Raw genomic sequence first — 14,298 nt, 5'->3', positions numbered from 1 at the left:
CATGGAGAATAGCGGGATCGAACCGCTGACCTCCTGCGTGCAAAGCAGGCGCTCTCCCAGCTGAGCTAATCCCCCAACTCTTTGAGTGGTTTATCTTTTCACTTAGATAACCCTCTCAAAACTAAACAATGTAAAAACTCCTTTGTGCATTCCTTCTTTTCCTTAGAAAGGAGGTGATCCAGCCGCACCTTCCGATACGGCTACCTTGTTACGACTTCACCCCAATCATCTATCCCACCTTAGACGGCTAGCTCCATTACTGGTTACCCCACCGGCTTCGGGTGTTACAAACTCTCGTGGTGTGACGGGCGGTGTGTACAAGACCCGGGAACGTATTCACCGCAACGTGCTGATTTGCGATTACTAGCGATTCCGGCTTCATGTAGGCGAGTTGCAGCCTACAATCCGAACTGAGAACGGCTTTAAGAGATTCGCTTACCCTCGCGAGTTCGCTGCTCGTTGTACCGTCCATTGTAGCACGTGTGTAGCCCAAGTCATAAGGGGCATGATGATTTGACGTCATCCCCACCTTCCTCCGGTTTGTCACCGGCAGTCTCACTAGAGTGCCCAACTGAATGCTGGCAACTAGTAATAAGGGTTGCGCTCGTTGCGGGACTTAACCCAACATCTCACGACACGAGCTGACGACAACCATGCACCACCTGTCACTTTGTCCCCGAAGGGAAAGCTCTATCTCTAGAGTGGTCAAAGGATGTCAAGACTTGGTAAGGTTCTTCGCGTTGCTTCGAATTAAACCACATGCTCCACCGCTTGTGCGGGTCCCCGTCAATTCCTTTGAGTTTCAACCTTGCGGTCGTACTCCCCAGGCGGAGTGCTTAATGCGTTAGCTGCGGCACTAAAGGGTGGAAACCCTCTAACACCTAGCACTCATCGTTTACGGCGTGGACTACCAGGGTATCTAATCCTGTTTGCTCCCCACGCTTTCGAGACTCAGCGTCAGTTACAGACCAGAGAGTCGCCTTCGCCACTGGTGTTCCTCCATATATCTACGCATTCCACCGCTACACATGGAATTCCACTCTCCTCTTCTGCACTCAAGTTCCCCAGTTTCCAATGACCCTCCACGGTTGAGCCGTGGGCTTTCACATCAGACTTAAGGAACCGCCTGCTCTCGCTTTACGCCCAATAAATCCGGACAACGCTTGCCACCTACGTATTACCGCGGCTGCTGGCACGTAGTTAGCCGTGGCTTTCTGGTTAGATACCGTCAATCTCTTAGCAGTTACTCTAAGAGGTGTTCTTTTCTAACAACAGAGTTTTACGATCCGAAAACCTTCTTCACTCACGCGGCGTTGCTCGGTCAGACTTTCGTCCATTGCCGAAGATTCCCTACTGCTGCCTCCCGTAGGAGTTTGGGCCGTGTCTCAGTCCCAATGTGGCCGATCACCCTCTCAGGTCGGCTACGTATCATTGCCTTGGTGAGCCGTTACCTCACCAACTAGCTAATACGCCGCGGGTCCATCTACAAGTGACAGCTTACGCCGCCTTTCCCAACACGTTCATGCGAATGTGTTGACTATTCGGTATTAGCAGTCGTTTCCGACTGTTATCCCCATCTTGCAGGTAGGTTACCCACGTGTTACTCACCCGTCCGCCGCTAAGCGTGAAAAGTGCAAGCACTCTTCACAACCCCGCTCGACTTGCATGTATTAGGCACGCCGCCAGCGTTTGTCCTGAGCCAGGATCAAACTCTCATTAAAAATTTGAGTTTTTAAAGCTCATTTAAATTACTGACTTGTTCGAATTTTCATCCGATTTATTGTTTTGTTTGGTTATTAATTGACTTAATAATCCCTACACATTTGGTTTGTCTTTACTTTGTTTAGTTTTCAAAGGGCTATGTCGTCTTGACGACTTAGTTATAATATCAAACTCACCTGAAACCGTCAACCTTTTTTTTAACTTTTTTTCATTATTTTTCGTTTTTTCTGAAAACCTTTATTTTAATAGGGTTTGCGGGACTAACTTTCGATGGAAACTATATTTTTTACACAATTCATAAAATTTTTACGCTCATAAATTTATTTTGCTTTTGTATTGAAAACGGTTTCTGTTTGTGGTATATTGTGCTTGTAATTTTATAAAAATTTTTTACAATTTTAGGAGGTAAAATATGAAAAAGTTTTTTACTAGTGTACTTTTAGTGCTTACACTATTGCTTGCACCATCAGTAGTACACGCACAGTCTTATGAAATTCAGTTCGATGCTGCTTCACGAGCACGAGCAAACGAAGTATTCCAGCTTCTACAATCTAACGCTGACGCTTCGGAAGAAGAAAAACTGGATTTAGTCAGCAATTACTTTAAAGCAACACCGTACGTTGCTAACCGCTTAGTAGGTGATGCAACAACGGACGAACAGTTAGTTTTAGATTTAAACGGACTTGACTGTTTTACATATGTTGATTATATAGAAGCTTTTAAACGTTCATCAAACATTGATGAATTTATTTCTGCTTTACGTGATGTTCGTTACATTAACGGGGAAGTCACTTATTTAAAGAGAAAACATTTCTTCTCTGATTGGTTTAGTGAACCATCAACTGTTGCGACTGACGTATTGGCACAACCTGAATATGCAGACATCATTAAATCCGAAGATGTAGCAATCAATCAAGGCGCAAACGGTCCTTACATTCAAGGGTTAGCTGTTCGCCAACGCACCATCAACTATATTCCTCGTGAAAATTTAACTGAAGAAACATTGAAAAAACTTAAAACGGGTGATTACATTGGATTGCGCACATCAATTGCCGGTTTGGACGTTACACACTGTGGGATTGTGATTCAAAAAGAGGACGGCACATATATGCGTCACGCTTCTTCACAATCGGCTTACAAACAAGTAATTGATCAAAAGTTAACTGATTATTTTGACGTCTACAAACGCCCAACTGGTATTTTAGTGTTCCGCTCAAATACCACATTCAAAAAACAAGCAACACCTGCATTAATTCAAACAACAGAAAGTTCACAACAACTGTTAAATAAAGCTTTTGAAACTTTAAAAGAAAATGAAACAAAAACTCCACAAGAGCAATTAGACGCGTTGACTAAACTTTTCTTAGCGACTCCTTATGTAGCTAATCGTTTGGTTGGAGATATTAACACACCAGAACACTTGGTTGTAGCGGTTGACGAATTAGACTGCTTTACTTTTGTTGATTATATAGAAGCTTTTAAACGTTCATCAAATGCTACTGAATTTACTCAAGCTTTATCCAAAGTACGTTACATCGACGGAAACGTTACTTATTTAAATCGTAAACATTTCTTCTCTGATTGGATTGCAGAAAATGAAATGTTGGCTACTGATGCATTACTTGATCCTCAGTACGCTTCAATCGTAAAATCTGATGTGGTTAATTTAAACGAAGGCGCTAAAGGCGTATACATTAAAGGTTTATTGCCAAAACAACGTCAAATTAATTACATTCCACGTGACCAATTAACTCCTGAATTGTTAAAAACATTCAAAACAGGTGATTACATTGGATTGCGTACATCAATTCCTGGTTTAGACGTTACACACTGTGGCATTATTATTCAAAAAGAAGACGGCACATATATGCGCCACGCTTCTTCACAAAAAGCATTCCGTCAAGTAATTGATCAAAAAATCACTGACTACTTTGGCGTGTATAAGAGTCCAATTGGTATCGTTGTGTTCAGACCTACGACAGATTTTGTGCAACAAACACCACCTGCCGTAGAACCAACTGCACCGGTTGAAACGATGCCAACGGCACCGACAGCAAACACCGTAGAGAAATTAACACAAAACGATGTAACGGTTGCTGCAAACAACTTAACAACTAATACTGTTTTATCCGTAACACCTGTTGAATCTGAAATTAAAGCTCTAGGTAATGCTTTAGCATCAGTTTACGATATTACATTGATGGAAAACGGCGTTAATGTTCAAGGTGACTTTACCGTTACTATTGCAAAAACAAAAGGCAACACTGTAACAAACGTTTATTACGTTTCAGAAGATGGCACAACAAAAGAAGAGATTCCATTCACTCAAACGGAAACACACGTTACATTTAAAACAACACATTTTTCTAAATACGCTCTTGTATATGCAACCGAACAAGGTAACAAACAAGAAAATACTGTAGAAAACAAACAAGAAAACAAAGTGACTACATTACCAGAAACAGGTTCTGTAACCTACTTACCAATTGCAATTTTAATGCTATTACTTAGTGTCGGTTTTATGTCTGTGCGAAAAGAAAAATAATTTTTAACCTTATCGTTATATAGCACAAGGTGTTGGTAGCCCATTTACAAGCTACCAACACCTTTTATTTTATTGTTTGCCTTGGGCAAAACCAAATTTGATGACCTTCCCTAAACATGACATCGCCTATAAAAATTCGCTGCTACGTTCAAACGTAACAGCGAATTTAATTATTGATTTGCTTTATGCCATTCGTTGATTAAAAAAGCAATTTCAACAAATTGGACACCTGTAATATCTCTGGATAGTAACGTTAATGCATATGGTGTAGATTCATATACAATCGCCACATCATTGATTACTTGGCCAACATACCCTGTTTTATGCGCTACCGGTGTATCCCCTAAATGACGTGAGATAAACGTTTTTGCATCCCCACTTTTCATATAATTTAACATATCAGTATAATCATTTTGATGTGTATACAAATAGTGAATCACTTGCGCTAAATAATCAGCCGTTGTTTGCTGACTCGTTGCAGAAATCGTTTGTGTCACACCCGATGATTTCCCATACGTATTAAGAGCAGCATAAACTTTTTCACGCCCCCCTAATACACTTACCGCTTGCGAAAAAGCATCAGAGCTCGATACAAGCACCATGCTTTCAATGAGCGATTTTACCTTTTCTTGCGCAATACTACCCGCTTTTATTTCATCAAAAGCAAACATGCCAATTGGCAAATACGCTGTTTCTGCAGCTAGCATGGTTTTTGTTTCATTAAACGCAATTTTATCTTTTGTATTTAAGTTTTGATACACCATCGCTATGGAAGATTCATCAATCTTTTCATTTTGTAAATACGATTTAATCAAACTGACTAAATCAACATTTTTAACCGGATACTTAACCGCAACATTCCCAGGTGTTTTTGATGTATCCACCACTTCTACCTGTTGCTGAACACTTTGGTCAAATAACGTTAACGTGATTGTATGCTTTCCAGGAGATAACGTTTTAGAATCTACAGAAAACTTGGCATCATTTGCGTAATCGCTAGATAAACCAAATAGCGTTTCTAACGAACCGCCTACAGCCATCACACGCGCAAAATTTGTTGTTTTTGTAATATCTTTTAAATTTGGTTTAATGACGGAAATCTTCACCTGATAGACCGTTTTATCTAACGTGACATCTACCGTTTGTACACCTTCTTTAAACTGTTCTTTTTTTACAGAAACATTTTGTGCATCCGAAACATTATTCAAGTAATACTTTGCTTGTGTTGGAACCGGTGTTCCTAACGTATACGTTGGCATCTCCACTTTTGGAGAGGGCATTCTTAACATTTGAAAAACAACAATTAAGCTGATAACAACAATCATAACACTGCCAACACGCCATAAATTTCGACGATCTATATCACTCACCCCTTCAATTAATCTTGATGTTGTGACAACAACGATTCACACAACAAACACATTTCATCACGTTTTGCACCATAAAAGTTATGACAAATATGTATGCCGGAATGATACAATTTTTCCAAGTTATTCATACCTATCGTTGTTTTTTCGTCCGAGCCTTGCGTCAAGGCATCTAAACGTTCACGCAAATGCATATTTTCAATTACTAACCGATTATTATCCTCATAAAGCTGCTGAATTGTCTTCTTTAACTGTTGAACAATCTGCGCCGAGCGTTTTGTCGATTGTTCTAAATACTCAAATTCATCATACCAATCATTAAATTTCATTTTATTTACCTAACTTGAAGTGCTAACCATTCATAACACACTTGCGCCGACACGTTACTTGAAAGCATCCGTTTCGCTTGCACAATCGCATCAATCGTTACACCCTTTTTCATTTTTTTAGGGACAGTGGTGTACAGTGCTGTACTTTGTTGCACCATCAGACTAAACATTGCATCACGCACAACCGTCATCACAATATCCAATCCAATGTTTACCCATTCTTTATTGGAAAAATAACGTGCTAATTTTGTTTGCACCGCAATATATGCGTTTGTATCACCTTCAACCCATTGCATCGCCCACGACACAACCGCTTGATAAAACGACTGAAAATCGTCTTGTTCAATTAATTCCATTCCAAGTTGTGTATCGGGCAAAACATACGACAAAATATACGCTTGTTGTTGCATCAATCCATTTTCTTGATAAAACGATTGAATACTTTCACGCGTTTGGTTATGACAAGCCACCAACTGTGCTCGAGAGCGTATTGTGGGTAAAACCGCGTCCACTTGAGATGTCGTCAACAAAAAATAAACTTGTTGATTCGGTTCCTCAAGAAACTTGAGCAAACTATTCGCTGCTGGAACGCTCATTTTTTCAATGTCATAAATGACGTATACCTTTTTATCATGCTCCATACTCGAAAACGAAACATCATTTTTTAGTTGACGGATTTGATCAATTTTTATCGTTTGATTATCCGCTTCAATGTATTGCACATCTTGAAACTCATTTTTTTGAATGCGTTGACAATGCGTGCAAACACCACAGACACCGTCATCGTTCAACTGTTCGCAAAATATCGCTTGTGCAAGACGTTGCACGCATTCTTTTTTACCTACACCTTGACCACCATGGAATATATACGCATGTGAAAGCGTACCGGTTCGGTACGCTTTCACCAATTGTTTAAAAATTTGTTGTTGTTTCATATTAGAAGCGTGTAAATTGTTCAATTGGTAAGACAAAGACTGTTGCTCCACCTACCGTTACTTCAACAGGAATAGATAATAAACTTTCTAAACCAACACCTAACATTGATTGTTGCATTAACATCTCTTCACGTTGTGAACAATTATCTTTAATTACCGCTAATAAAATATCTAGACTGTCATCTTCAACACCAATCATGAATGTCGTACTACCTGCGCGTAGTAATCCACCCGTAGAATTTAATTTTGTTGAACGGAAACCTGCGTCCACTAAAGCTTTACTTAATTCTACAACATCTTTATCATGTACAATTGCAATGACTAATTTCATATCGATTACCTCTCTTTTTATAAAGTTTTAAAAATTTCTGGAAAACGTTGCAACAATATATTCACGCACTGTTCGACTAATTTGTCTGTTGTTTGCGTTGCATCTAACACCACAACACGATGTGATTGTGATTGCGCAATGTTTAAATAACCTTGGCGAACTTTTTCATGAAACTCCAGCGACTCAAAGTCTAAACGATTCATTTCATTCGTACGGTGTTTTTGAATGCGTTCTAATCCAATCGTGACGTCAATATCCAAGTAAAACGTGATGTCGGGTTGCATCCCGTCGGTTGCAAAGTGATTGATATCCATAACCCCGTCAACACCAATACCACGTGCATACCCTTGATAAGCAATTGAACTATCGACAAATCGATCGCACAAAATCACTTCACCGTCGTTTAAAGCGGGAATGACATTATCGACTAAATGTTGTCTACGAGAAGCCGCATACAATAACGCTTCCGTGCGTGAGTCCATTTGTGTATGTGCCGGATTTAAAATAACTTGTCTAATCGTTTCGGCAATCATATTACCGCCCGGTTCACGTGTTAATTTAATTTTTCGTGATATTTGTTTTTCTAAAACCGGATATAATTGCTGAATTAATGTCGTTTTTCCTGCACCTTCTGGGCCTTCAAACGTTACAAAAATACCTCTCATCAATTGCCTCCAAAAATTATTTCTTACTCCATTTTACCATAAAAAAAGTGTTTTTGTTTAACGGATTTCTGTTGATTACACAACTTTTAAAAAACGCGCATACAATTCATCAAAAACCACTTTAAATTGTTCAACTTCTTCAAGCGTATTATCTTTTGAAAAACTCATACGCACCGCACATTGCGATACTTTACTGTCCACACCCATAGCCGAAAGTGTATGATGATTACTTTTGACTTTTGATGAACACGCACTTGTTGTTGAAATATAAATGCCTTTTTCCGCTAAGGCATGCACCATCACTTCACCACGTACACCCGGCATTGCAAATGTAAGCACGTGATTGGCCGACTCATCACTGGATAAAACAACTACTTTATCCAATGTGTTTAAATACGCTTTAAGTGCACTTTTAATTGGCTGGGTTGTTGCTGTATTTTCTTTATATTCTCTCAACGCTTTTGCACTCGCGACAATAGCGGGTGTATTTTGTGTGCCCGAACGCAATTTATGTTCTTGATTACCCCCGTGCAATAGCGGTTCAATGACACGTCCTAACTTTTTATATAATACGCCTACTCCGCGCATGCCATGAAATTTATGTGCGGATAAACTTAATAAATCTACACGTTCTGGAATACCTTCTTTTAACACCTGTTCTAATGCTTGTACGGCATCTACATGAAAATGTATCGTTGGGTATCGCTCTAAAAGGGTCGCAATTTGTGCAATCGGCTGCACCGCACCCACTTCATTATTTACCCACATAACAGATACAAGCACTGTATCGTCTCGCAAAGCATTTTTCACATCATCAACCGCCACGACACCACACTCATCAACCGGTAAAAACGTCACGTCGTATCCCATTTTTTCTAAAAATCGAACGGTATTCGTGACAGAGGGGTGTTCGACTTGGGTCGTAATGATGTGCTTGCCCTGTTTTGCAAACGCACTCCCTAAAACAGCGGTGTTATTTGATTCTGTTCCCGATCCTGTAAAGTAAATCGTCCCTTTTGGCACATTTAATAAGTTGGCAAATTGCTCGCGGGAACGTTCTAACAAATGATTCGCTTGAACACCTAGCGCGTGCAAACTGTTTGGATTGGCGAAATAATTAGTATTCACTTGTGTAAAGACGTCCTGTACACTTTCATGAACACGAGTCGTTGCAGCGTTATCAAAATAAATCATTCTTTTTTCTCCCAAAATTTATCCTCTTGTTGAACTTGTTTTGCCCATTGCGTATTGTCTTTAGCAAAACCTTTCACTTTATATTGCAACGTCGTATGATCAAAATCTGACTGGATAACGTACGTTTCATTCGTGAGTTTTGTCAGTTGCCCTTCTTGTCCCAATTCAAATACTTTATCATACGCGACGAGTTCTTTTTGAACATGATGCCATAAAAATTGTTCCAATTTAGTAATATCTTCTTTATCAATAGCCGATATCACAATATTCGGTAATTGAGTCGGTGTGAAAAATGCGTTCATTTTATCTTTTTTATTATAAACGGTAACAATTGGTAGTGTATCCATGTGCAATTCTTTTAATAATTTCAACACCGTTTCTTCATGACTTGTATAATTCGATGCAGATGCATCCACGACATGAATGAGCATATCCACACCGCGACTTTCTTCTAAAGTCGACTCAAACGCATGAATCAACTGCGTTGGAATATCTTGAATAAATCCTACTGTATCCGTTAAGGTCATTTGAAACGTATCCAATAATTCAATTTGTCGCGTTAATGGGTCAAGTGTAGCAAACAACTGATTTTGTTCGTATGTATTGGCATCACTTAATCGGTTTAAAATTGTTGATTTCCCAGCATTCGTATACCCGATTAACCCGAGTTGAAACATCGGCGAGTTTAACCGATTATCGCGTGAGCGTGAGCGGTGTTCTTCCAATTCTTTTAATTGTCGTTTACATTCACTAATTTGTGTTTGAATGTGTCGTCTATCGGACTCTAATTTTGTTTCACCGGGGCCACGTGTTCCAATACCACCACCTAGACGCGACATATTTTTTCCTTGTCCCGATAATCGCGGTAATAAATATTGTAACTGCGCTAATTCAACTTGTAATTTCCCCTCTTTTGATCGGGCACGTAACGCAAAAATATCTAAAATCAATTGTACGCGGTCAACGACCTTACAATCTACGTGGTCTTGAATATTACGGACATGACTGGGTGATAGTTCATTTTGAAAAACAATGGTATCCACCGATAATTCTTCTACTAGAGCTACGAGTTCATCCACTTTCCCTTTGCCGATAACGGTACGCGAATCAAACCGTTCACGTTTTTGCGTTAAAACACCGACAACTTCTCCGCCTGCCGTTTCGCTTAATCGATGTAACTCTTCTAAACTATATGCAAACTGCTCATCTTTTTCATTGCGTTGGACACCAACTAATAAGACGCGTTCAACCATTGACTCACCTCTTCCATTATGATTTCTTTATCATCTTTTAACACATCGAACCAACGGACGTTCATTCGATTTTTAAACCACGTCAATTGACGTTTCGCATAACGACGCGATTGCTGCTTTAACGTGTCGACACACACTTCTAACGATAATTCTCCACGCAAATAAGGAAATAACTCTTTATACCCTATCGCTTTCATACTTGGTGTATTTTCATCTAAATTTAACGACAACACGTACCGCGCTTCTTCGATTAAACCTTGTTCAATCATGCAATCCACACGCTGATTGATTCGCTCATACAATTTCTCACGTTCGCACGTCAAACCGATAATAAACGCGTCATACGTCTCATCGATTTCTTGTTGCGACAACGCCTCGCCCGTTTCTTCAATAATTTCAAGCGCACGAATGACACGACGCACATTATGCGTATCAATTTTTTCATACGTCTGTGGGTCTTTTTGTTGTAGTCGATTTAATAAAGGCTCAATACCAAATGTATCGTATTCCAATTGTAGTGCCGTTCTAATGTCAGATTGAAAACTACCTTCCCCTCCAAAAGTCAGACCATTTAATAACCCTTCAATATATAAACCTGTACCACCGACCACCATGGGTAAAGCACCACGATTGGCAATGGCATCAATACACACTGTAGCGTGTTGCTGAAATAAACTTGCACTATACACTTCTTGTGGATTGAGTACATCAATCAAATGATGCGGTACATTTTCCATTTCTTCTTGTGTAATTTTAGCGGTACCAATATTTAGATTGCGATACACTTGCATTGAATCACCACTGATTACTTCTGCGTTAAAACGCTTCGCCATTTCAATACCGAGTGCAGTTTTACCAACGCCCGTCGGTCCAACAATTACTAATAATTTTTGTTTCATAGTCACTACCTTTAATATTCATTCATCTTATGATACCATATTTATGATGAAACATGTTAGGAGTTCGTATGTACTTAACGATTGAACAAACAGCCGAATTTTTAGAAATAGAGATTAATGAAGTAGTCCGTTTAGTAAGGGAACGTCAAATTCGTTTTCATATTGTTGATGACGAAGTGCTGATTAACCAATCACAATTTACTCTATTTTTAAAATATCGTGAAAAAGCACTAAAGGAATATCAAGACTATTTAGATACCCCTATACCAATAGATATTGACATTAAAGATGAAGATTAGCACACCTTAAAATAAACTTTTTTATAAAAATGAACACTCAAAGAGAAATTACAGAGCATTAATTAGATGCTTTTTCGCCAAAAACGTTGATTTTACAATGTTTTTGGCGGTTTTTTATTTACCACAAATAGAAACGGTGCTATACTTTAATCATTCAATGGTATTTTAATGATTAAAGGGGGAATTTTTTATGACAGACACTCAATTGAGTAAAAAGCAAAAATTGCTAAAAAGAAGTTTGTACACGTGTGTATTCACTTTATTACTAGCTAATAACGCAGCAATGAATGTTTACGCAACCGAAACATCACCAGCGACAAACGAAGCATCAACTACAGTAGCAGACACAAACACTCCATCGGCAACAAATGCTACAGAGGACACAAATGCTTCATCTGACGCAAACACTTCAACAAACGAAACAACACAACCCGACACAACTCCTTCAACAGAAAACGCTAACGAAACTGTCGCCAATTACAACGGTACCGTTACAATGGTGGGACAATTAAATGAGCGAAATTTAACAAACGGCGTTGATCTTCCTAAAACATTTACATCCGGTGACGATTTACTTGGCAACGGAACGGAACACGAAGGGTCAATCAACCATCTTCGCACCAACTTTTTAGGTTGGTCTTCATTACCTTTAGATAATGGACAAATTCCAGAAGGCGCTAAATTATATTTAGCTACTGATAAAATATCAACAGCTTTCCCAAACGGTATCCCAGAGAACGCTAAATTATATGCCGTTTATGAAAAAATCAACATTGATACATCAAATATTTTTACAATGCTCAGTTGGCTTGGTGGAACAGTGACGGGAGACGTCAGCAATCATGTCAACAACGACAATAAAATCCATTTAAATAAAGATGTAGCCGCTGAAGATGTGTTACCAACAACACAAAATGTTCCAGAAAAATCAGATGAAACAAATAAAGTGACTGTTGACCGCTACAAAAAAACAGACAATTTCACTACTGTAAATGAAGTGGTTCTAAAATCTGAATTTGAAATGAACAAAAAAGTGGCACTTTTAATGTATCATAACCCAGTAGCCAGCAACGCGTATATTCCTGTCTTTTCTAGAAACTACGCCACAAAATTTTCAACTGACGACTTTAACACAAACGATAAAAATGCAGCGGATTACACTTATGTTGATTTAAAAGTGAAATTGGGAGATAAAATCACAACACCTGAACGCCTATACTTAGCATTCAATTCTTATGCATGGCGACCTTTATTCATTATGGACGGGGACAAAAATAAATTGGATATTGTCGACCCAGACACAAACCAAGTGCTTGGAAATGATAAATTAGCATTTAGTTCATTAATTAACAACAAATCAAGTGAAGTCGTTTTTGGTGTGAATAATCCAAATCGTGCCAAAGAATTAACTTTACGTGTTATTTTACGTACCGATAATACGATTACCTTTGGCGATGGTACTAAAAATGCAGAACGTATTTTAGGAGACAATATCCCTACTAAAGAAGGCGAAAGTAAAGCGGACGCCATCTTAACAAACATGACTTACCGCACACTTTCATCTAGTGAATTAGAAGCACATGGTATCACTGCTCCATTAACAAACGTTGTTACGATTACTGATGAAGACGCACAACTGTTAGCGTTGACAAACGGTACAGAAACAACATTAGTTACAGGTTCTATTTCAGGTGTCGTACGCGCATCCGTTGGAAATGTCACTTTACCTTTATTGGGAAATCAAGAATTACATGCTTTCTTAGATATTAAAGCAGTGAATGCCGCAACACCTGTTACATTAGGGTACACACCATCTGTTAGAGTATCTTATTCTACCGTGGATGGTACACCATTATCACCTAGTGTAGAAGCAGACGTTATGGATAATGAAGGGACATTAACGTATGATGTTTCTCCATTAAAACAAGAAACATTACAAGTAGACGACATCACTTATCACTTAGTTCGTACAGACGGAAACGAAAGTGGTACCATCACATCTGCTCAAACTAACGTCGTATACGTATACGCACCAGAAACAGGCACAACAACTGTTGAAAAAGGAACAGTAACTGTTGCTTTTGAGGACAAAGACGGAAATCGTATTGCACCTGTTGTTACTTTAATCGATGACGTAGAAGTATCAAGCACAACGGAAAAAATCGTAGAAGGTAATGTCATTGATGCACAAACAACATTAAGCAACGCAACTTATGACGCTACTACAGTTAAACAAAATACAATTGATTACAACGGTGCTTCTTATCGCTTAGTCGGTATCAAAGCAGGTAGCTTAGATGAATCAGGACGTGTTGTTGCAGGCGAACACATGGTGACCTATCTATACGAAAAAATTGTTACTGATACACCGGTAAAACCTGACGAATCAGAAAAACCTACACCACCGGTAAAACCTGATAAATCAGAACAACCAACGCCACCGGCAACACCTGATAAGCCAGAACAACCAACGCCAACAGTAAAACCTGATAAAATGACGAACGAAACAAAACCAAATAAACCGGCAACAGACAAACAGCCATTACTACCAGAAACTGGTACGCTGGCAACTGGTCTTACATCATTATTGGGTATTAGTTCATTGAGCATCAGCGCATTACTTCGTCGTAAACGCAAATAATGATATATACAAAAATGGGATTGGATAATATCAATCCCATTTTTGATTATGGCAAAGCCTCACGATAATTTGTGAAGATGATTTTAAAAACAGATTATTTTATGATTCATCTGTATGG

Annotated in this window: 11 protein-coding genes, 1 tRNA gene and 1 rRNA gene; 3 read left to right on the top strand and 10 right to left on the bottom strand. The window is 38.9% G+C overall.

Annotation, left to right across the window (positions count from 1 at the left end; genetic code table 11):
- Window positions 1–2: 2 nt before the first annotated feature.
- Together J7S27_01250 and J7S27_01245 are read right to left on the bottom strand one after the other, a co-directional pair.
- Window positions 3–75, bottom strand: a tRNA-Ala gene (locus J7S27_01250).
- Window positions 76–166: 91 nt separating this feature from the next.
- Window positions 167–1,721: ribosomal RNA gene (locus tag J7S27_01245) — 16S ribosomal RNA — on the bottom strand.
- A gap of 413 nt (window positions 1,722–2,134) precedes the next feature.
- Between J7S27_01245 and J7S27_01240 the strand changes: the two genes are divergently transcribed.
- Entirely contained in the window at window positions 2,135–4,267 is a 2,133-nt protein-coding gene (locus tag J7S27_01240; GenBank protein QTU83179.1) for a DUF1460 domain-containing protein, read from the top strand.
- A gap of 170 nt (window positions 4,268–4,437) precedes the next feature.
- Here the strand turns inward: J7S27_01240 and J7S27_01235 are convergent, their stop codons facing one another.
- The 8 genes from J7S27_01235 to miaA all read right to left on the bottom strand — a co-directional run bounded on the left by J7S27_01235 (window position 4,438) and on the right by miaA (window position 11,240).
- On the bottom strand, window positions 4,438–5,592 hold the full coding sequence (locus J7S27_01235; protein ID QTU83178.1) for a serine hydrolase: 1,155 nt from the start codon (window positions 5,590–5,592) through the stop codon (window positions 4,438–4,440).
- Window positions 5,593–5,645: 53 nt separating this feature from the next.
- Complete coding sequence (locus tag J7S27_01230; protein QTU83177.1) at window positions 5,646–5,963, bottom strand: DUF972 family protein; 318 nt, start codon at window positions 5,961–5,963, stop codon at window positions 5,646–5,648.
- Between the two features lie 5 nt (window positions 5,964–5,968).
- Window positions 5,969–6,934: a DNA polymerase III subunit delta' gene (gene holB, locus J7S27_01225; GenBank protein QTU83176.1), complete on the bottom strand. Its 966-nt coding sequence runs from the start codon at window positions 6,932–6,934 to the stop codon at window positions 5,969–5,971.
- Window positions 6,900–7,229: a cyclic-di-AMP receptor gene (locus tag J7S27_01220; GenBank protein ID QTU83175.1), complete on the bottom strand. Its 330-nt coding sequence runs from the start codon at window positions 7,227–7,229 to the stop codon at window positions 6,900–6,902. Before J7S27_01220 ends, holB begins: the two co-directional genes overlap by 35 nt.
- A gap of 17 nt (window positions 7,230–7,246) precedes the next feature.
- Window positions 7,247–7,894, bottom strand: coding sequence for a dTMP kinase (locus J7S27_01215; GenBank protein QTU83174.1), 648 nt, complete (start codon window positions 7,892–7,894; stop codon window positions 7,247–7,249).
- Between the two features lie 75 nt (window positions 7,895–7,969).
- The gene (locus J7S27_01210; GenBank protein ID QTU83173.1) at window positions 7,970–9,088 is read right to left on the bottom strand and encodes a cysteine desulfurase; all 1,119 of its coding nucleotides are present in this window, start codon (window positions 9,086–9,088) and stop codon (window positions 7,970–7,972) included.
- A complete protein-coding gene (gene hflX, locus J7S27_01205; protein ID QTU83172.1) occupies window positions 9,085–10,341 on the bottom strand; it encodes a GTPase HflX in 1,257 nt (418 codons plus the stop codon). Before hflX ends, J7S27_01210 begins: the two co-directional genes overlap by 4 nt.
- On the bottom strand, window positions 10,320–11,240 hold the full coding sequence (gene miaA, locus J7S27_01200; protein ID QTU83171.1) for a tRNA (adenosine(37)-N6)-dimethylallyltransferase MiaA: 921 nt from the start codon (window positions 11,238–11,240) through the stop codon (window positions 10,320–10,322). Before miaA ends, hflX begins: the two co-directional genes overlap by 22 nt.
- A gap of 68 nt (window positions 11,241–11,308) precedes the next feature.
- Between miaA and J7S27_01195 the strand changes: the two genes are divergently transcribed.
- Together J7S27_01195 and J7S27_01190 are read left to right on the top strand one after the other, a co-directional pair.
- A complete protein-coding gene (locus J7S27_01195; protein QTU83170.1) occupies window positions 11,309–11,539 on the top strand; it encodes a hypothetical protein in 231 nt (76 codons plus the stop codon).
- A gap of 190 nt (window positions 11,540–11,729) precedes the next feature.
- Window positions 11,730–14,180, top strand: a complete 2,451-nt coding sequence (locus tag J7S27_01190; protein QTU83169.1) for a MucBP domain-containing protein — start codon at window positions 11,730–11,732, stop codon at window positions 14,178–14,180.
- Window positions 14,181–14,298: the final 118 nt, after the last annotated feature.

This window comes from Carnobacteriaceae bacterium zg-C25 (assembly GCA_017945845.1).
Lineage (GTDB): Bacteria > Bacillota > Bacilli > Lactobacillales > Aerococcaceae > WM01.
The sequence above is the reverse complement of the archived record's forward strand: the minus strand, read 5'-3'. Positions and strand labels throughout refer to the sequence as shown.

Bases quoted from the DNA above. Each gene is read 5' to 3' on its own strand.
- J7S27_01230 (QTU83177.1), bottom strand. From the start codon at position 5,963: ATGAAATTTAATGATTGGTATGATGAATTTGAGTATTTAGAACAATCG.
- J7S27_01195 (QTU83170.1), top strand. From the start codon at position 11,309: ATGTACTTAACGATTGAACAAACAGCCGAATTTTTAGAAATAGAGATT.
- J7S27_01190 (QTU83169.1), top strand. From the start codon at position 11,730: ATGACAGACACTCAATTGAGTAAAAAGCAAAAATTGCTAAAAAGAAGT.
- miaA (QTU83171.1), bottom strand. From the start codon at position 11,240: ATGAAACAAAAATTATTAGTAATTGTTGGACCGACGGGCGTTGGTAAA.
- hflX (QTU83172.1), bottom strand. From the start codon at position 10,341: ATGGTTGAACGCGTCTTATTAGTTGGTGTCCAACGCAATGAAAAAGAT.
- J7S27_01240 (QTU83179.1), top strand. From the start codon at position 2,135: ATGAAAAAGTTTTTTACTAGTGTACTTTTAGTGCTTACACTATTGCTT.
- J7S27_01210 (QTU83173.1), bottom strand. From the start codon at position 9,088: ATGATTTATTTTGATAACGCTGCAACGACTCGTGTTCATGAAAGTGTA.
- J7S27_01220 (QTU83175.1), bottom strand. From the start codon at position 7,229: ATGAAATTAGTCATTGCAATTGTACATGATAAAGATGTTGTAGAATTA.
- J7S27_01235 (QTU83178.1), bottom strand. From the start codon at position 5,592: ATGATTGTTGTTATCAGCTTAATTGTTGTTTTTCAAATGTTAAGAATG.
- J7S27_01215 (QTU83174.1), bottom strand. From the start codon at position 7,894: ATGAGAGGTATTTTTGTAACGTTTGAAGGCCCAGAAGGTGCAGGAAAA.